The following is a 17694-nucleotide window of genomic DNA, read 5'->3' as shown; positions in this document are numbered from 1 at the left end:
GTACGGGTGAGCTGAGTTTACGGAAACCAGAGGACGTGGCATGAGTGCGACCCGGCTGCCCGGCACGCCCCGACTGTTGCGGGCGCTCAACGACCGCGCGGCGTTGGAACTGCTGCTCGAACGCGGTCCACTCACCCGGGCCCGGCTCGGCGAGCTGACCGGGCTGTCCAAGGTCACCGCCTCCCAACTGGTCGAGCGGCTGGAGGAGCGGGGGCTGGTCACCCGGGTCGGCGAGCAGGCCGGCGGCCGGGGCCCCAACGCCCAGCTCTACGCGGTCCGGCCGGGCAGCGCGCACGTGGTCGGCGTGGACGTCGGCCCGGAGCGGGTGGTGGCGGCCTGCGCCGACATCACCGGCGCGGTGCTGGGCCGGGTCGAGCAGTCCACCCGGGACACCGACGACCCGGTCGGCGTGGTGCACAACGCCGTCGTCCAGGCCGCCAGCAGCGCCGGCGCGGAGCTGGCCACCGTGCGCCGGGTGGTGCTCGGCACCCCCGGCCTGGTGGACCCGGGCACCGGCGACATCACCTTCGCCTTCAACCTGCCCCGCTGGCACCGGGGGCTGCTGGCCGCCCTGCGCGAGGACCTCCAGATCCCGGTGCTCTTCGAGAACGACGTCAACCTGGCCGCCGTCGCCGAGGCGCAGTCCGGTGCGGCGCAGGGGGTGGGCGACTTCGCGCTGATCTGGGTCGGCGCCGGGCTCGGCCTGGCCATCATGCTGAACGGCCGGCTGCACCACGGCAGCACGGGCGCGGCCGGCGAGATCGGCTACCTGCCGGTGCCCGGCGTGCCGATCCCCCGGGACGTCTCGCGCCGGGCCAAGCCGGCGTTCCAGCAGCTCGCGGCGGCCGACGCGGTCTGCGCGGTGGGGCGCGAGCACGGCTTCGACGCGACCACCGCCGCCGGCACGGTCCGCGCCGCCATCGAGGCCGGCACGGCCGGTGGCCCGTTCCTCGACGAGCTGGCCCGGCGGCTCGCCCTCGGTGTGGCGGGCACCTGCGTGGTGCTCGACCCGCCGCTGGTGGTCCTCGCCGGTGAGGTCGGCCAGGCCGGTGGGGCCGCGCTCGCCGAGCGGGTGCAGCACGAGGTAGCCGCGATCACCTTGGTCAAGCCCCGGGTGGTGACGACCGGGCTGACCGAGGAGCCGGTCCTGCACGGCGCGCTGCGCATCGCCCTGGACGCGGTCCGCGACGAGGTCTTCGGCTCGACGGTCGGCTGACCGCCCCCGCCACCCGCCCCGGACCGCCACCGGGACAGGACGGGCGGCGGGCGGGGCGGGGCGGGCGGCGGGCGGCGGGGCAGCGGTCCGGTCAGATCAGGTCGCGGCGGCGGAAGGTGGCGAACGCGGCCAGGCAGAGCGCACCGGTCAACCCGCCCAGCACCAGCAGCGCCGACCCCGAGGTGAGGACGTACATGCCCCGGCAGCCGTTGGCGTCGCAGAGCGCGGGGTCCCACAGCTCGATCCGGCCGGTGAGCCAGGCGCCGATGTGGCTGCTGAGCATCCACTGGTCGACCCGGCGGACGCCCACGATCTCCATGACCAGCCGTGCGCCCAACTCCCACACCACCGCGTACGCGGCCACCGTGCCCAGCGCGGCGGCGGTGTGCCGGCCCAGCGTGGCCAGCGCGAAGCCCAGCGCGGCGGCCAGCCCGACCAGCACCAGACCCCGGGCGTGCAGCGCGGCCAGGGCCTGCCAGAAGTCCCCGTCGAGGGTGCCCGGCAGCCCGGCCACCTGCGCGATCAGCCAGAACGCGCCGAGGTAGAGCAGCGAGGCGGCCACCGACACCACCAGCACCGCGCCGAGCAGCGTACCGAGCTTGGCGGCGAGCACGGTCAGCCGGCGTGGTCGCCACAGCAGCAGGTTGACCACCCCGCCGGAGTTCAGGTCGGCCCCGATGTACGACGCGCCGACCAGGAACCCGAACAGCACCAGGAAGGCGATGAGGAAGTACAGCAGGCCCTTGGCCTCGTTGGCGAAGACGAACACGCCGCTGAGGTAGTCGGTGGTGACCGGGAGCCGTTCGATCCGGCCCGGGTCGAGGTCCGCGCAGGACGTCGGGTACTGGTCCATCCCGAACTCGTCTGGGGTCACCCGCCCCTGGCGGGCGGCCACGCACCGGTCGTACTCCTGCTCCAGGGCGCGGATCTGGCGGGCCGCCTCGGCGCGGGCGTTCTGCACCTCGGCGGCGGAGGGCCGGTGCGAGCTGGCCAGGGTGGTCGCCGCGGTCACCCCGAACGCCAGCACCAGCAGCACCAGCATGAGCTGGACGAAGCGGCGCGAACCCAGCCGCTCCAGTTCGGCACGGACCAGCCTCACGCGTCGACCCTCCCGCTGTCTTCGGCTCCGGTGGCCTCCAGCTCGATGACCCGGTCGCCGGCCTGGGCGTCGTCCACCTGCCGGGGCACGGCGGGGTGGGCCGGGCCGCCGGTCAGTTCGAGGAAGACGCTCTCCAGGTCCGGTCGCAGCGGGGTCAGCTCGTGCACCCACAGCCCCTGCTCGCCCAGCGTCCGGGCGATCAGCTCCGGGTCGCCCGAGCCGCCGACCACCAGGTGGTCGGGGTACGCCCCGACCGGCAGCCCGGCGGCGCGCAGCAACTCGGCGGCCCGCTCCGGCTCGGCCACCCGGACCCGGAACTCGTGCCGGTCGAACCCGGCCAGCACGTCGTCCACCCGGCCGGCGGCCACCCGGCGACCCGCCGAGATGATCGTCACGTGGTCGCAGATGAGCTGGATCTCGGCGAGGATGTGGCTGGAGACCAGCACGGTCACCCCCGTCTCGGCCAGCGACCGGGTCAGGTCCCGCATCTCCCGGATGCCCGCCGGGTCCAGCCCGTTGGCCGGCTCGTCGAGGATCAGCAGCTCGGGGTCCTTCAGCAACGCCGAAGCCACCGCGAGGCGCTGCCGCATGCCCAGCGAGTACCCCCGGACCCGCTCGTCACCCCGGTCCCGCAGCCCCACCAGCTCCAGCGCCCGGTCCACCCGGTCGGTCGGCACCCCACCGGCCAGCGCGAGCAGCCGCAGCGTGCGGTACCCGGTGAAGTTGCCGAAGAACTGCGGGCTCTCCACGATCGCGCCCACCCGCCCGGCGACCCGGGGCAGCTCCGCCGGGGCCCGCGCGCCGAGCACGGTCATCTCCCCGGCGTCGGCGCGGACCAGCCCCAGCAGGGCCCGCAGGGTGGTGGTCTTGCCCGACCCGTTCGGCCCGAGGAAGCCGTGCACCTGCCCCGCCTCGACCCGCATGTCGAAGCCGTCGACCGCGACCCGGCGGCCCTGCCGCAGGCTGCGGAACGCCTTGCGCAGCCCGCTGATCTCGATGACCGGGCTCATCCGGGCGCCCTGGTGCACCGTCGCGACATGGACCGTCCTCCGGGTGGGGTGAGCAACGACACGGCGCCTCAGCCTAGGCCCGCGCCACCGCCCCTGGGGGGCAGCCCGGCGGTGCGTGATTGGATGGGCGGGTGCACACTGACCTGATCTCCGGCGCCGGTGGTGCCGCATCCGCATCGTCGTCCGTGGACGCCGACCTGGTGGTCAGCCTGGAGACCGTCGGGGTACGGCGATCCGGCACCGCACTGCTGCACGACGTGGACTGGCGGGTCGAGCTGGACGAGCGGTGGGTGGTGCTCGGCCCGAACGGCGCGGGCAAGACCACCCTGCTCAACCTGGCCGCCGGCCGGCTGCACCCGACCACCGGCACCGCCCACGTCCTCGGCGAGCGGATCGGCCGTACCGACATCAACGAGCTGCGTACCCGGATCGGTCTCTCCACCGCCGCGCTCGCCGAGCGGATCCCCGCCGAGGAGCGGGTCAGCGACGTGGTGGTGACCGCCGCCTGGTCGGTGGTGGGACGCTGGCGGGAGAGCTACGACCGCGCCGACGAGAACCGGGCCCGGGGCCTGCTCGCCCAGCTCGGCGTCGGCGACCTGGCCGACCGGGGGTACGGCACGCTCTCCGAGGGGGAGCGCAAGCGGGTGCAGATCGCCCGCGCGCTGATGACCGACCCGGAGCTGCTCCTGCTCGACGAGCCGGCAGCCGGGCTCGACCTGGGCGGACGGGAGGACCTGGTGGCCCGCCTGGCCGAGCTGGCCCAGGACCCGGACGCCCCGGCCCTGGTGCTGGTCACCCACCACGTGGAGGAGATCCCGCCCGGCTTCACCCACGCCCTGCTGCTGCGCGACGGCGGGGTGGTCGCCCAGGGCCTGCTCGACCGGACCCTCACCGGGGAGAACCTGTCGACGACCTTCGGCCTGCCGCTGACCGTGGAACGGCGCGGCGACCGCTGGACCGCCCGCGCCGCCTGAGGTGTAAGGAAGGGCCCCCTGTTAACGCTTTCGGTAGAGGAAGGGCCCCCTCCTCACACCCCGCCGGCTGCGCCGCATCCCGCCGGCCGCACCCCCTCGGCCGCGCCGCACCCTGCCGGCCGCGCCGCGCCGCAGCGCGGCGACCGCATCGGCCGCACCGTGCCGTAGCGCGTCGGCCGCAGCGCACCGAGGGCGGCTCCGGAATCCGGTGCGGGCCTACACTCGGCGAGGTCGTGGGCGTGCTCGTGGTCGATGTGGGGGAGGTACGGCACGGTGGACTCGACAGCGCCGGTACCGGCGGCGACCAGGATCGCCGTCGTGGGCAGCGCGAACATGGACGTGGTGGCGACCGCGCCCACCCTGCCCCGACCCGGCGAGACGGTGCTGGGCAGCGACTTCGTCATGGTGCCCGGCGGCAAGGGGGCCAACCAGGCGGTGGCGGCCGTCCGGGCCGGCGCGAGCTGTGCCTTCCTCGGCGCGATCGGGTCGGACGCGTTCGGGGTCACCCTGCGGGCCCGGATCACCGCCGCCGGGGTGGACACCGGCCAGCTCCGGGTGGTGTACGGCGCGTCCGGGGTGGCGCTGATCATGGTCAGTGCGGACGGGGAGAACGCGATCCTGGTCACCCCCGGCGCGAACGGCGCGTTCACCGGCCTCACCGAGGCCGAACTGGCCTGCGTACGCGCGGCGGACGTGCTGGTCGCCCAGTTGGAGATCCCGGTCGAGACGGTCACCGAGGCGGCGCTGGCCGCCCGTGCGGCCGGTACCCGGGTGGTGCTGAACGCGGCCCCGGCCCGGTCGGTGCCGGCGGACCTGCTCGACGCCGTCGACCTGCTGGTGGTCAACGAGACCGAGGCGCAGACGCTCACCGGGCGGGGGCGGGAAGCTCCCGAGGCCCTGCTCGACCTGGTACCCCGGGCGGTGCTCACCCTCGGCGGCCAGGGCGCCTGGTACGGCGAGCGGGACGGGGTGGCCGTGCACGTCCCGGCGGTCACGGTCGACGTGGTCGACTCCACGGCGGCGGGGGACGCCTTCACCGCCGCCCTCGCGGTGGCCTGGGGCGAGGGGCGGGACCTGGTCGACGCGGTGCACTGGGCGGCGGCGGCCGGGGCGGCCTGCGTCCGCCGGCTCGGCGCCTCGGTGTCCCTCCCGCACCGGGCCGACATCGACGCGCTGTACGCGCCGCCCGCTTGAACCGCCCAGGCACGATGGAGACATGAGGCTCCTGCTCAACGTGCTCTGGTTGATCTTCGGTGGCGGCCTGGTGCTGGCCATCGGCTACGGCGTCGCCGCCCTGATCTGTTTCGTGCTGGTGGTGACGATCCCGTTCGGAGTGGCGTCGCTGCGGCTGGCCGTCTACTCGCTCTGGCCGTTCGGCCGGACGCTGGTGCCGAAGCCGGGGCTCGGGGTCGGGTCGGGGCTGGGCAACGTGCTCTGGGTGGTGCTGGCCGGCTGGTGGCTGGCGCTGAGCCACATCGTCGCCGGGGTGAGCCTCTGCCTCACCATCATCGGCATCCCGTTCGGCATCGCCAACTTCAAGCTGGTCCCCGCCGCGTTCTGGCCGCTGGGCCGCGAGGTGGTCGAGATCGACGACCTGCGTCGGCCGGGCGTCGCCCACGCCTGACCGCCCGACACCGCTCAGCGCGGCCCCGCCCGCGCCTGGCAACACCGCTCAACGCGGCCCGCCGGCCCGCCGGTCAGCCTGGACCGGCTGCGGCCGGTGGGCCGCCGCTGCGGAAGGCCCGCCGGTACGCCGACGGTGAGGTCCGCATCGCCCGGGTGAAGTGGTGACGGTAGGTGACCGGGGTGTCGAAGCCCACCGTGGCGGCGATCCGCTCGACCGGCAGTTCGGTCGACTCCAGCAGCGCCAGGCTGGCCCGGATCCGCTGGCCGACCAGCCAGCGGATCGGGCTGGTCCCGGTGGCCCGCGCGAAGTGCCGCAGGTAGGTCCGCGACGACATCCCGGCCTGCCGGGCCAGCCGCTGCACGGTCAGCGGCTCGGCGAGGTGGGCCAGGGCCCAGGCCAGGCTGCCCGCGATCCGGTCGTCGTCCGGGTCGGCGGGGACCGGCGCCTGGACGAACTGCGCCTGACCGCCGTCGCGGTGCGGCGGGATCACCAGCCGCCGGGCGACCGCGTTGGCGATCGCGGTGCCGTGGTCCCGGCGGACCAGGTGCAGGCAGAGGTCCAGCCCGGCGGCGCTGCCCGCGCTGGTCAGCACGTCGCCGCCGTCGACGTAGAGCACGTCGGGGTCGACGTCGACCGCCGGGTGGCGGCGGGCCAGCAGGTCCGCGTACCGCCAGTGGGTGGTGGCCCGCCGGCCGTCCAGCAGCCCGGCGCCGGCCAGCGCGAACGCGCCGGAGCAGATGGACAGCAGCCGGGCGCCCCGGCGGTGGGCCCGGCGCAGCGCGCCGACCAGGTCGGGGGAGGGGCCGACGGTCACGTCCGGCACCCCGGGCACGATCACCGTTCCGGCCTCGGCCAGCTCGGTCAGGCCGTACGGGGTGTGCAGGGTGGCCCCGCCGAGCACCGGCACCACCGGCCGTTCGGCGCAGACGCGCAGGTCGTACCAGGCGACGTCCAACTCGGGCCGGGGGAGCCCGAAGACCTCGGTGACGATCCCGGTCTCGAAGACCGACATCCCCGGGTACGCGAGCACGGCGACGGTACGGTCGCGGGGGCCGCCCGCCGGGCCGGTGGGGGTGGCGGGGCCGGCGGGGGCGCCAGGCATGGCGGGATGTTAGCGGACAACGTCGTCCACGCCACTGCCGCGCCGGCCGGCCGGGTCGCAGGATCGTCGGTATGTCCCGTAGCTTCGCCGTCCAGCCGTTGTCCCCCGCGACCGCCGCCGCACACTTCCTCGCCCGGCTCAGCGCCGAGACCGACGTCGCCGACGTCCACGCCGATTTGGAGGCCGGTACGCCCGGCCTGGTGGTGGTCGACTCCCGCTCCGCCGCCGCCTGGCGACAGGGGCACCTGCCCGGCGCGGTGCACCTGCCCACCGACGAGATCGCGGCCCGGGCGGCCGAGGTCGTCCCGGCCGGGTCGCGGGTGGTCACCTACTGCTGGGGGCCGGGCTGCAACGGCGCCACCCGGGCCGCCCTCGCCTTCGCCCGCCTCGGGTACCCGGTCAAGGAGATGCTCGGCGGGTTCGAGTACTGGGCCCGCGAGGGCCTGCCGGTCCGTACCCCGCAGGGTGTGCACCGGCGTCCGGTGGACGACCTGACCGCGCCCCCCGGCACCGCCTGCGCCTGCTGACCGGCCGCTCAGCGCAGGCGGGTGGCTCAGGGGGTCAGTCGGTGAGGCGTTCGCCGCGTCGCCGGAGCATGCCCAGACCGGGGATGCCGGCCACGGCGAGCTTGAGGTCGCGGGTCACCTCCAGCAGGTCGTGCAGGTCCGGGCCGACCCGGTCCAGGGTGGCCAGGATCGGCAGGATGTCGGCGCTGACGTGCTCCTTGAGCTTGGGCAACTCGTCGACGAGGCGGATCGCGGCGGTCACCTCCTCGTGGCTGAGCTGCTCGATGAACCGGTTCGCCATCGGGGCGGCCCGGCGCAGCGCTGGCTCGTACGCCGCGAGCAGGTCGGCGGCGGTGGTCGCCGCTTCCTGCGCGGTGGCGAGCGTGCCGGCCGCGCGGCCGGCGACCGTGTCGGCCTCGGCGACGACCGTGCCGGCGGCCGACGCCACCTGCTCGGCCTGCGCCACCAGCGCGGCGGCGGCGGTCGAGACCCGCTCCGCCTCGCCGACCACCCGGGCGGCGACCGTGGCGACCTCGGTGGCGTTCTCGATCGCGGTGGTCGCCGCCGCGCTGATCACCGCGACCTCGCGGACCGCGCCCTCGGCCTCGGTCAGCACTCGGTCGGTGCGGTCCAGCGTCTCCTCGATCCGGTCCACCACCCCGTTGATCCGGGTCAGCAGCGCGTCCACGCCGTCGAGCACCGCGAACGCGCGGGCCGGCACGGCGGCGAGGGACGCGGCCGAGCCGAGCGCCTGATCGAGAGCGGACCGGGTGAGGCCGACCATCGCAGCAGGCCGGGGAAGGGGGATCGCCATGCGTTCCAGTGTGCGTCGGGCCCGCCAGCGGTCGCCGGCCCGGCCCCGGCCGGCCCCGTCACCGGTCGCCGGCCCGGCCCGCTGCGGTCGCCGCACCGCCCCGTCAGCCGTGCTCGCCCCGCTGCTCGATGGCGCGCTGCACCGCGCGGTAGATCTGGCCGAACCGGAGCGCGTCGGGGGTGCGCAGCAGCAGCACCTCGTGGCCCCGGTGCTGCACCCACAGCTCGTGCACCTGGTTCCCACGCTCGTACGAGCGGTCCAGCCAGCTCAGCGGCAGCTCCAGGAAGGGCGCCAGGGCCAGCGCGCCGACCGCGAAGGCGGCCAGGACGATCAGCACGGTCGTCCAGTTGCCCCGGTCCGTCGCCGACCAGAGCAGGGAGACCACACAGACCAGGGCCACCAGCGGGGGCAGGGAGAGCAGCAGCACCAGCACGCCCCGGCCGATCACCCGGCCCCGGACGGCGAGGGTCTTGCGCCCCCGGTCGTGCCAGACGTAGGTCACCTCGTCGATCGGAATGGCCACGCCACCTGAGCGGATCGACTCGGAGGTCACCTGCACCGTGTCGTCCCGGTAATAGAGCGCCATCACTAAGCCTAACCGCTTTTCCGTCACCCCGCCGCCCCGCTGCGTCACCAGGGGCGGCGGTGCCGGGTCATGCGTCACCACGGGCGGTGGTGCCGGGTCAGCGGTACCGGGTCGTCGCGGTGTGTTCCACCGCGCGCTGCACCGCCCGGTAGATCTGGCCGAAGCGCAGCGCGTCACCGGTACGCAGCAGCCGGACCGGGGTGCCCCGCCACCGGACCCAGAGTTCCCGGGGTCGGCTGCCCCGGGCGTACGAGCGGTCCAGGTGTTCGAAGAGGACGTCGGCGAGCGGGCCGACGCCGAGCCCGACCAGGATGGCGGCCCCGACGATGGCGACGGTGACGGTCAGGGAGGCGTCCAGCCAGAGCCCGAGCGCGATGCCGAGCAGCGCCGCGACGACGGGGGCGGCCAGCGCGGCGCCGATCGCGCCCCGGCCGGCGAGCACCCGCCAGGACCGGCTGTCCCGCCGGTGCCACACGGCGGTGATCTCGGCGAGCGGGAAGGTGCGTCCGTGCACCCGGATCGCCGTCGTGGTGACCTGGACGGTGCGGTCGTCGTAGTAGGTGGTCATCGGCGGCTCCGCGGGCGGGGATCGGACCGGTGCTGACATCCAGGCTACGTACCCCAACGATCCTGGCCGTAAGGTTGGCACGCAGCTTCGACGAGGAAGTGAGGACCGGCGTGGGCGAGTTCGTGCGGCTGGGGAGCGGGGACGGCATCGGCACCATCCGGTTGGACCGGCCGCCGATGAACGCCCTCAACACCCAGGTCCAGGAGGAGTTGCGCGCCGCGGCCACGGCCGCCGCCGCCGATCCGGAGGTCCGCGCCGTCATCGTGTACGGCGGGGAGAAGGTCTTCGCGGCCGGCGCGGACATCAAGGAGATGGCCGACATGTCCTATGTGGACATGGCCGAGCGGGCGGCGGAGCTGTCCGGCGCCCTCGGCGCGTTCGCCCGCATCCCCAAGCCGGTGGTCGCCGCGATCACCGGGTACGCCCTCGGCGGCGGCTGCGAGCTGGCGCTGGCCTGCGACTGGCGGGTGGTGGCCGAGGACGCCAAGCTCGGCCAGCCGGAGATCAAGCTGGGCGTCATCCCCGGTGCCGGGGGCACCCAGCGGCTGGCCCGCCTGGTCGGCCCGGCCCGCGCGAAGGATCTGATCATGTCCGGCCGGATGGTGGACGCCCAGGAGGCGCTGCGGATCGGCCTGGCCGACCGGGTCGTCCCGGCCGCCGAGGTGTACTCGGCCGCGGTCGAGCTGGTGACGCCGTTCCTGACCGGGCCGACGCAGGCCCTGCGGGCGGCGAAGCTGGCCGTCGACGGTGGGCTGGAGATGGACCTGAACTCCGGCCTGGCCTGGGAGAGTCAGCTCTTCGCGGGGTTGTTCGCCACCGACGACCGGCGCGAGGGCATGGCGGCGTTCGTCGAGAAGCGCCGCCCGGACTTCACCGGCCGCTGACCCGGGCGGCGTCGACCGGAGTCGTTCCGAGAGTGGTTCACATTCCTCTTACCGGCCAGTAACGTGTGACTCCGGTCAACCGACGGCGAGCCGACGAGGTGGGAGTGGCGATGGCGGAGCGGATCGAAGGTCACGGCGGGGAGTTGGCGCTCGCGGCGCTGCGCGCGTACGGCGTCGGTGAGATGTTCACCCTCTCCGGCGGGCACGTCTTCCCGCTCTACGACGCCGCCTACACGAGCGGCTTTCCGATCTACGACGTCCGGCACGAGCAGTCCGCGGTCTTCGCCGCCGAGGCGGTGGCCAAGCTCCAGCGCCGCCCCGGGCTGGCCGTGCTCACCGCCGGCCCGGGCGTGACCAACGGCATCTCCGGGCTGACCAGCGCGTACTTCAACGCCTCGCCGGTGCTGGTGCTGGGCGGCCGGGCCCCGGCGTTCCGCTGGGGCTCCGGCAGCCTCCAGGAGATGGACCACCTGCCGCTGGTCGCCCCGGTCACCAAGCACGCCGAGACGGTCTTCGGCACCGACGACATCCCCCGGGCGGTGGCCGCCGCGCTGACCACCGCGCTCACCCCGCACCGGGGCCCGGTCTTCCTCGACCTCCCGCTGGAGGTCGTCTTCTCGGTGGGCGACGCCGACGCGCCCGAGGCCACCCCCGTCGCGCCGGTCGAGGCGGACCCGGACGAGGTCGCCCGGGCGGCCCGGCTGATCGCCGGGGCCAGCCGCCCGGTCATCGTGGCCGGCTCCGACGTCTGGGGCGGCGACGCGGTCGAGGCGCTGCGCGCCGCCGCCGAGGCGTTGCAGGTGCCGGTCTTCACCAACGGGATGGGCCGGGGCGCGCTGCCGCCGGCGCACTCGCTCGCCTTCGCCAAGGCCCGCCGGGTCGCCCTCGGCGGCGCCGACGTGGTGGTCGTGGTCGGCACCCCGCTGGACTTCCGGCTCGGCTTCGGCGACTTCGGCGACGCCCAGGTGGTGCACGTGGTCGACGCCCCCGGCCAGCGCGCCCAGCACGTGCAGCCGGCCGCCAGCCCCGCCGGGGACCTGCGGCTCGTGCTGACCGCCTTCGCCGACCACGCCGGGGACCGGGCCGACCACGCCGACTGGATCGCCCACCTGCGCGCCGCCGAGGACGCCGCGAAGGCCCGCGACGCCGAGGCGATGGCCGCCGACACCGACCCGATCCGGCCCGCCCGGGTGTACGGGGAACTGCGCAAGGTCCTCGCCGCCGACGCGATCACCATCGGCGACGGCGGGGACTTCGTCTCGTACGCCGGCAAGTACCTGGAGCCGGCGCAGCCGGGCACCTGGCTCGACCCCGGCCCGTACGGCTGCCTCGGCACCGGCCTGGGTTACGCGATGGGGGCCCGGGTCAGTCACCCGGACCGGCAGGTCTGCGTGCTGATGGGCGACGGCGCGGCCGGCTTCTCGCTGATGGACGTGGAGTCGCTGGTCCGGCAGAACCTGCCGGCGGTGATCGTGGTGGGCAACAACGGCATCTGGGGGCTGGAGAAGCACCCGATGCGCGCCATGTACGGCTACGACGTCGCCGCCGACCTGCAACCCGAACTCCGCTACGACAAGGTGGTCGAGGCGCTGGGCGGGGCCGGCGAGACGGTCGCCAAGGCGGCCGACCTGGGGCCGGCGCTCAAGCGGGCCTTCGCCGCCGGGGTGCCGTACCTGGTCAACGTGCTGACCGACCCGACCGACGCGTACCCCCGCTCGTCGAACCTGGCCTGACCGACCCGCCGCCGACCGCCGCCGCCGACCGCCGCCGCCCCCGCGAGGGACGGCGGTCGGCGTGTGGCACCGGTTGAGGACCGGCCCTGAGCAGCCACAATAAGCGAAATATCAGCTCCGGTCGCCGTACTGTCAGCGACGGGTCGGCGGGTTGTCACACCCACCGGGCAGGGTGTGACGGTCGATCGAACGACGGGAGACCTGATGAACTACGCAATCCGGGCAGAGGGGCTGGTGCGCCGGTTCGGCGCCACCACCGCCCTCGCCGGTGTCGATCTCGCGGTCCCGACCGGGACCGTCTTCGGGCTGCTCGGCCCGAACGGGGCGGGCAAGACCACCTCGGTACGGGTGCTCGCCACCCTGCTGAGCGCCGACGAGGGGCACGCCACCGTGGGCGGCTTCGACGTGCGGCGCGACGCCCACCGGGTACGCCAGATCATCGGCCTGACCGGGCAGTACGCCTCGGTCGACGAGGCCCTGACCGGCAGCGAGAACCTGCTGCTCATCGGCCGGCTGCTCGGCATGGGCCGGGCCGAGGCGAAGGCCCGCGCCCGGCAGTTGCTGGCCGACTTCCACCTCACCGACGCGGGGGAGCGGGCCGCCAAGACCTACTCCGGTGGCATGCGCCGCCGCCTCGACCTGGCCGCCAGCCTGGTCGGCCGGCCGCAGGTGCTCTTCCTCGACGAGCCCACCACCGGCCTCGACCCGCGCAGCCGCACCGAGCTGTGGGACATCGTCCGGAGGCTGGTCGCCGACGGCGTCACCGTCCTGCTCACCACCCAGTACCTGGAGGAGGCCGACCAACTGGCCAGCGAGATCGCCGTGGTCGACCACGGTCGGGTCATCGCCCAGGGCACCCCCGAGGAGCTGAAGGCCAAGACGGGCGGGCAGAGCCTCGCCGTCCGGCCGGTCGACCCGGCCGACGTGCCGACCGTCGTGGCCGTCGCGGGGGCGGCCGCCGGCGCCACCCCCGAGGTCACCCAGCAGACCGTCCGGGTGCCGGTGAACGACCCCGGGGTGCTCCCCGCCGTGGTGCGCCGCCTGGACGAGGCCGGGATCGCGGTCGCCGAGCTGTCCCTGCGCGGCTCCAGCCTCGACGAGGTCTTCCTCTCCCTGACCGGGCACCGCGCCGAGCAGGACGCCCCGGCCGACACCGACCTGGAAGGAGCCGTGGCATGACCACCGCCACCGCCCCCACCACCGGCCCGCTGGCGCCCGTGCGTCGGCCGGGTCCCGTCGCCGGGCTGCGGCACACCATGACGCTGGCCTGGCGCAGCCTGGTCCAGATCAAGCACAACCCGATGGAACTGCTCGACCTGAGCATCCAGCCGGTGATGTTCGTGCTGCTCTTCACCTACGTCTTCGGCGGGGCGATCGCCGGCTCGCCCGGGGAGTACCTGCTCTTCGCGCTGCCCGGCATCATCGTGCAGAACTCCTTCTTCGCCACCATGTCCACCGGGTTCGGGCTCAACCACGACCTGACCAAGGGGGTCTTCGACCGGCTGCGCGCGTTGCCGATCGCCCGCTGGGCGCCGCTGGCCGGGCGGATCATCGCCGATACGGCCAAACAGGCCTGGTCGGTGGCGCTGCTGATCGGCGTCGGCATGATCCTGGGCTTCCGGCTCGGCAACGGCCTGCTCGGCCTGCTCGGCGCGTTCGCGCTGCTGCTGGTCTTCTCGCTGGCCGCGTCGTGGATCTCGGTGCTGGTCGGGGTGCTGGTCAGCGAGCCGGACAAGGTGATGATCTTCGGCTTCACGGTGATCTTCCCGCTGACCTTCACCAGCAACGCGTTCGTGCCCACCGAGACCATGCCGGGCTGGCTGCAGGCGTGGGTGGAGGTCAACCCGGTCACCGTCCTCGCCGACGCGCTGCGGGGGCTGCTGGTCGCCGGCCCGGTGGCCCGCCCCGTGGTCACCACGCTGATCTGGGCCGCCGCCATCGCGATCGTCTTCGCCCCCCTGGCGGTACGGGGGCTCAGGCGTCGAGTGTGACCCGCACCGCCTCTCGGGCGGTCTCCACGCGGACGTCCCGGCCGCGCGCGGACGCCTCGGCGAAGGCCACCTCGCCGAGCGCGTCCCGCGCGGCCCGGGTCACCCGCAGCTCGTCCAGCGCCGACCGGTCCACCCCGCCCCGGACGCCGACCGCCGCCCCGAGCAGGTACGCCGCCCCGACGGCCGACCCGGTGCGCAGCGCCAGGTCGGCGTAGCCCACCAGGACGATCGCCGTGACCGGGGCGTCCCGGGCGTCGACGGCCAGCGCCAACCCCTCCGCCAGGTGGGTACGGGCCTCGGCCGGGTCGCCCGCCCCGACCGCCGAGTGGGCCAGCCCGGTCGCGAACATGGCCAGCCACTGCGGCACCACCTGGCGGCCGGTGAGCCGGTCGCGGGCGCGTTCCAGCCAGTCCCGGGCGGCGGCCCAGTCCGCCCGGTCCCGCAGCACCTCCCCGTAGGTGGCGGCGACCGCCGCCCAGCTCTCGGTGGCCCCGAGCCGTTCCGCCTCCTGCCGGGCCTCGCCCAGCAGCGCCAGCGCGGTCTCCCGGTCGCCGAGCAGCCAGTGCTGGTGGGCGATCCGGGCCCGCATGCCCGGCAGGTCCTCGAACGCGCCGAGCTCCCGGGCCTGCGCCATGGCCCACCGGACGGTGTCCACCGCCCCGGCGTGGTCACCCGCGCGGGCCCACAGTTCGGCCAGCGAGAACCGGGCGGCCGAGGCGCCCCACCGGTCGCCGACCGACTCGAACAGCTCCAGGGCGGCCCGGAACCCGTCCACCGCCTCCGTGGTCGGGGCGCCCTGGTTGAGACACAGGTGCGCGTGCATCAACCGGGCCACCCCGGCCACCCACGGGTCGGCGTCGGCGAAGAAGCCGGCCAGCCGGGCCGTGCCGGCGGCCTCCCGGCCCGGCTCGGCGGCCACCGCCATCGGCGGGGTCAGCCGGAACATCGGGGCGCTGCTGTCCAGCCCGACGCTCACCTCGGCGCCCCGGTGCAACCACCGTTGGCTCTGGTCCAGGTCGGCCCGGGCGCTGAGCAGGTTCGACGCGCCGGTCGCGTACGCCACGACGGTGGCGGCGGTGGGCGTGAGCCGCTCCCGCTCGGCCCGGGTCAGCACCTCCTCGGCCAGGTCGGCGCCCTCGGCCCGGTGCCCGCGCAGCCACCAGTACCAGCCCAGCCCGGCGACGAAGCGGACGGCGGTACCGGTCTGGCCGGCGCTGATCGTCCGGCGCAGCGCGGTGTGCACGTTGTCGTGTTCGGTCCGGAGCCGGTGCAGCCAGGGGAGCTGGTCCCGGCCGCGCAGGTGGTCGTCGGCCCGCTCGACGAGGGCCAGGAACTCGGCGGCGTGCCGCTGCCGCAGCGACTCCGCCTCACCGGCCTCGGCGAGCCGGGCCAGGCCGTACTCGCGGATGGTCTCCAGCATCCGGTACCGGGGCTCCGCCTCGCCCCCGCCGCCCGCGCCCACCGGCTCGGTCCCGCGGGTGGTGGGCGCGGGGTCGAGCACGGTGACCACGAGTGACTTCTCGACCAGGGCGGTGAGCCGGTCGAGGACGTCGGCGGGGTCCAGGTCGCCGCCCGCGCAGACCCGTTCCAGCGAGCCCAGCGTGGCACCCCCGACGAAGACCGCCATCCGTCGCCAGAGCGCCCGCTCGGCCGGGTCGAGCAGGTCCCAGCTCCAGTCCACCACCGCCCGCAGCGTCTGGTGCCGGGGCAACGCGGTCCGGCTGCCCGCGGTGAAGAGCCGGAACCGGTCGGCCAACCGGGCCGCGACCTGGCCGACGGTCATCGAGCGGAGCCGGGCGGCGGCCAGCTCGATGGCGAGCGGCATGCCGTCCAGCGCCCGGCAGATGTGGACCACCGCGTCCACGGTCTGCGCGTCCACCACGAAGTCGGGCCGGGCCGCCGTGGCCCGGTCCACGAGCAGCCGGACGGCCGGGTAGTCGAGGGCCCGGCCCGGGTCCACCCCCGGCGGGGGCAGGTCGAGCGGGCCGACCGGCCGGACCGTCTCCCCGGTGATCGCCAGCGGTTCGCGGCTGGTGGCCAGGACCCGCAGCCGGGGGCAGGCGGCGAGCAGCCGGTCGACCAGCGCGGCGGTGGCGTCGAGCAGGTGCTCGCAGTTGTCCAGCACCAGCAGGACGGCGCGGGTCGCCAGCGCGTCGGTCAGCCGTTCGGTCGGGTCGGTGACCTCACTGGTGGCGAGCGCGGCGCGCGGGGTGAACAGCGTCGTCTCGCGCAGCCCGAGGGCGGCCAGCACGGTCGGCGCCACCTCGGCCGGGTCGGTGACCGAGGCCAGTTCGACCAGCCAGACGCCGTCGGTGAACCGGTCCCCGCCGCGCCGGCCGGCCTCCACCGCGAGCCGGGTCTTGCCGGCGCCGCCGGGCCCGGTGAGGGTGACCAGCCGGGCCCGGCCGAGCAGGTCGGCGACCGCGTCGAGGGCCTCCCGCCGCCCGACGAAGCTGGTCAGCCCGGCGGGCAGGTTCCCCCGGCGACCCCCGTCGGCCGCCACCGACGCGGCGGGCACCGGTGCGGCCGGTGGTCCGCTCGGTGTCGCCGTGGCCATTGGTCCGGTCGGTGCCGGTGTCGGCGCGGGCGGCGGACCGGCCGGTCCCGGCGCGGTGGCGGTCGGGCCGGCGGGCGGTGCCGGGTCGCCGCGCAGCAGCGCCAGGTGCAGGGCGGCCAGCTCGGGGCTGGGATCGGTACCCAACTGCTCGGCCAGGCGGGTGCGCAACCGGTCGTACTCGGCGAGGGCCTCCGGGATTCGGCCGCTGCGGTGCAGGGCGCGAATCACCTGCCCGGTGAGCCGTTCCCGCAGCGGGTGCTCGGCGACGAGTTCCCGCAGCCGGGGCAGGAGGGTGTCGGTCTCGCCCCGGGCCAGCCGTACCTCGACGGCCTCCTCGGTGGCGGTGAGCCGGAGTTCCTGGAGGCGGGCCACCGGCGCCCGCGCGACGTCGGTGTCGGCGACGTCGGCCAGGGCCGGCCCCCGCCACAGGTCGAGCGCCTCGGTCAACCGCCGGTACGCCTCGTCCGGGTCGGTGCGCAGCAGGGCCCGGCCGGCGGCGACGGCCGTCTCGAAGCGGTGCAGGTCGACCGCGTCCCGCCCCAGCGCCAGCCGGTACCCGCCGGGCCGGGCCTCGACGGGGAGCCCCGGCACGGCCCGGCGCAGCCGGGAGACCAGGGCCTGGAGGGCGTTCACCGCGCCGGTGGGCGGATCGTCCCCCCACACCCCGTCGACCAGCCGGGGGATCGGGACCGGGCGGCCGGGCTCCAGGGCGAGCAGGATCAGCAGCCGGCGCAGCCGGGCGCCGCCGACCTCGACCGGTACCCCGGCGACCCGGACCTCCAGCGGCCCGAGCACGCAGATCTGCACGGCACCGATTGTGCCGGGTCGGTGCGGAGCACCGACGGTGGCCGGTCGGGGGGCGTCCGGGGTCACCGGGACTCGGGGTGTTCCTCCCCGAGCGGGGGCTCGCCGTCGCGGCTGTGCAGGCCCTCCCGGCCCCGCGTGTCGCCACCGGCCGGGTCGTCTTCGCCGGTCGGCTCGCCGTCCCGGCGGGGCCCCCGGGGCACCCCGGGCCTCCCGGCCTCCC

17 protein-coding genes are annotated in these 17694 nt (G+C 75.5%); 9 read left to right on the top strand and 8 right to left on the bottom strand.

All coding sequences use genetic code 11. The annotated features are described in order from the left end of the window. The first annotated feature begins 40 nt into the window (after nucleotides 1-40). Nucleotides 41-1216: an ROK family transcriptional regulator gene (locus AWW66_RS13085; RefSeq protein ID WP_067364890.1), complete on the top strand. Its 1176-nt coding sequence runs from the start codon at nucleotides 41-43 to the stop codon at nucleotides 1214-1216. A 91-nt stretch (nucleotides 1217-1307) separates the two neighbouring features. On the opposite strand, the gene AWW66_RS13080 is transcribed toward AWW66_RS13085, so the two are convergent. Together AWW66_RS13080 and AWW66_RS13075 are read right to left on the bottom strand one after the other, a co-directional pair. Then, the gene (locus AWW66_RS13080; protein WP_067364888.1) at nucleotides 1308-2315 is read right to left on the bottom strand and encodes an ABC transporter permease subunit; all 1008 of its coding nucleotides are present in this window, start codon (nucleotides 2313-2315) and stop codon (nucleotides 1308-1310) included. Further along, nucleotides 2312-3325 (bottom strand): ABC transporter ATP-binding protein, encoded by a 1014-nt coding sequence (locus AWW66_RS13075; protein WP_067364886.1) that lies wholly within the window; start codon nucleotides 3323-3325, stop codon nucleotides 2312-2314. The genes AWW66_RS13080 and AWW66_RS13075 overlap by 4 nt, the downstream gene beginning before the upstream one ends. Nucleotides 3326-3456: 131 nt before the next feature. On the opposite strand from AWW66_RS13075, the gene AWW66_RS13070 reads away from it, so the two are divergent. After that, complete coding sequence (locus tag AWW66_RS13070; protein ID WP_157527436.1) at nucleotides 3457-4299, top strand: ABC transporter ATP-binding protein; 843 nt, start codon at nucleotides 3457-3459, stop codon at nucleotides 4297-4299. Between the two features lie 53 nt (nucleotides 4300-4352). Here AWW66_RS13070 and AWW66_RS34370 read toward each other — a convergent pair whose 3' ends face one another. After that, nucleotides 4353-4634, bottom strand: coding sequence for a hypothetical protein (locus AWW66_RS34370; RefSeq protein ID WP_169807105.1), 282 nt, complete (start codon nucleotides 4632-4634; stop codon nucleotides 4353-4355). On the opposite strand from AWW66_RS34370, the gene AWW66_RS13065 reads away from it, so the two are divergent. Together AWW66_RS13065 and AWW66_RS13060 are read left to right on the top strand one after the other, a co-directional pair. Continuing rightward, the gene (locus AWW66_RS13065; protein ID WP_067364881.1) at nucleotides 4552-5493 is read left to right on the top strand and encodes a ribokinase; all 942 of its coding nucleotides are present in this window, start codon (nucleotides 4552-4554) and stop codon (nucleotides 5491-5493) included. The genes AWW66_RS34370 and AWW66_RS13065 overlap by 83 nt on opposite strands. Before the next feature lie 22 nt (nucleotides 5494-5515). Further along, a complete protein-coding gene (locus tag AWW66_RS13060; RefSeq protein WP_067364879.1) occupies nucleotides 5516-5923 on the top strand; it encodes a YccF domain-containing protein in 408 nt (135 codons plus the stop codon). Nucleotides 5924-5996: 73 nt separating this feature from the next. Here AWW66_RS13060 and AWW66_RS13055 read toward each other — a convergent pair whose 3' ends face one another. Further along, nucleotides 5997-7028: a helix-turn-helix domain-containing protein gene (locus AWW66_RS13055; protein WP_083978456.1), complete on the bottom strand. Its 1032-nt coding sequence runs from the start codon at nucleotides 7026-7028 to the stop codon at nucleotides 5997-5999. A gap of 71 nt (nucleotides 7029-7099) precedes the next feature. Between AWW66_RS13055 and AWW66_RS13050 the strand changes: the two genes are divergently transcribed. Continuing rightward, entirely contained in the window at nucleotides 7100-7555 is a 456-nt protein-coding gene (locus tag AWW66_RS13050; protein ID WP_067364878.1) for a rhodanese-like domain-containing protein, read from the top strand. Between the two features lie 34 nt (nucleotides 7556-7589). On the opposite strand, the gene AWW66_RS13045 is transcribed toward AWW66_RS13050, so the two are convergent. The 3 genes from AWW66_RS13045 to AWW66_RS13035 form a co-directional block, all read right to left on the bottom strand. Next, nucleotides 7590-8348, bottom strand: coding sequence for a hypothetical protein (locus AWW66_RS13045; protein ID WP_067364944.1), 759 nt, complete (start codon nucleotides 8346-8348; stop codon nucleotides 7590-7592). A 103-nt stretch (nucleotides 8349-8451) separates the two neighbouring features. Next, a complete protein-coding gene (locus AWW66_RS13040) occupies nucleotides 8452-8934 on the bottom strand; it encodes a DUF6232 family protein (protein ID WP_067364877.1) in 483 nt (160 codons plus the stop codon). Nucleotides 8935-9031: 97 nt separating this feature from the next. Then, entirely contained in the window at nucleotides 9032-9502 is a 471-nt protein-coding gene (locus AWW66_RS13035; protein WP_067364875.1) for a DUF6232 family protein, read from the bottom strand. Between the two features lie 110 nt (nucleotides 9503-9612). Here AWW66_RS13035 and AWW66_RS13030 point away from each other — a divergent pair, with 110 nt between their 5' ends. The 4 genes from AWW66_RS13030 to AWW66_RS13015 all read left to right on the top strand — a co-directional run bounded on the left by AWW66_RS13030 (nucleotide 9613) and on the right by AWW66_RS13015 (nucleotide 14110). Next, nucleotides 9613-10386, top strand: coding sequence for an enoyl-CoA hydratase/isomerase family protein (locus AWW66_RS13030; protein WP_067364872.1), 774 nt, complete (start codon nucleotides 9613-9615; stop codon nucleotides 10384-10386). Nucleotides 10387-10496: 110 nt separating this feature from the next. Then, complete coding sequence (locus tag AWW66_RS13025; RefSeq protein ID WP_067364941.1) at nucleotides 10497-12119, top strand: acetolactate synthase; 1623 nt, start codon at nucleotides 10497-10499, stop codon at nucleotides 12117-12119. A 204-nt stretch (nucleotides 12120-12323) separates the two neighbouring features. Continuing rightward, nucleotides 12324-13298 carry an ATP-binding cassette domain-containing protein gene (locus AWW66_RS13020; protein ID WP_067364870.1) on the top strand — a complete coding sequence of 325 codons (975 nt, stop codon included), beginning with the start codon at nucleotides 12324-12326 and terminating at the stop codon, nucleotides 13296-13298. After that, nucleotides 13295-14110, top strand: coding sequence for an ABC transporter permease (locus AWW66_RS13015; protein ID WP_067364868.1), 816 nt, complete (start codon nucleotides 13295-13297; stop codon nucleotides 14108-14110). The genes AWW66_RS13020 and AWW66_RS13015 overlap by 4 nt, the downstream gene beginning before the upstream one ends. On the opposite strand, the gene AWW66_RS35965 is transcribed toward AWW66_RS13015, so the two are convergent. After that, nucleotides 14094-17474 carry an AfsR/SARP family transcriptional regulator gene (locus AWW66_RS35965; RefSeq protein WP_169807106.1) on the bottom strand — a complete coding sequence of 1127 codons (3381 nt, stop codon included), beginning with the start codon at nucleotides 17472-17474 and terminating at the stop codon, nucleotides 14094-14096. The genes AWW66_RS13015 and AWW66_RS35965 overlap by 17 nt on opposite strands. Between the last annotated feature and the right edge of the window lie 220 nt (nucleotides 17475-17694).

It is taken from the genome of Micromonospora rosaria (assembly GCF_001567585.1).
Lineage (GTDB): Bacteria > Actinomycetota > Actinomycetes > Mycobacteriales > Micromonosporaceae > Micromonospora > Micromonospora rosaria.
Note: the sequence above shows the minus strand (reverse complement) of the source record. Positions and strands in the feature narration are given on the sequence as shown.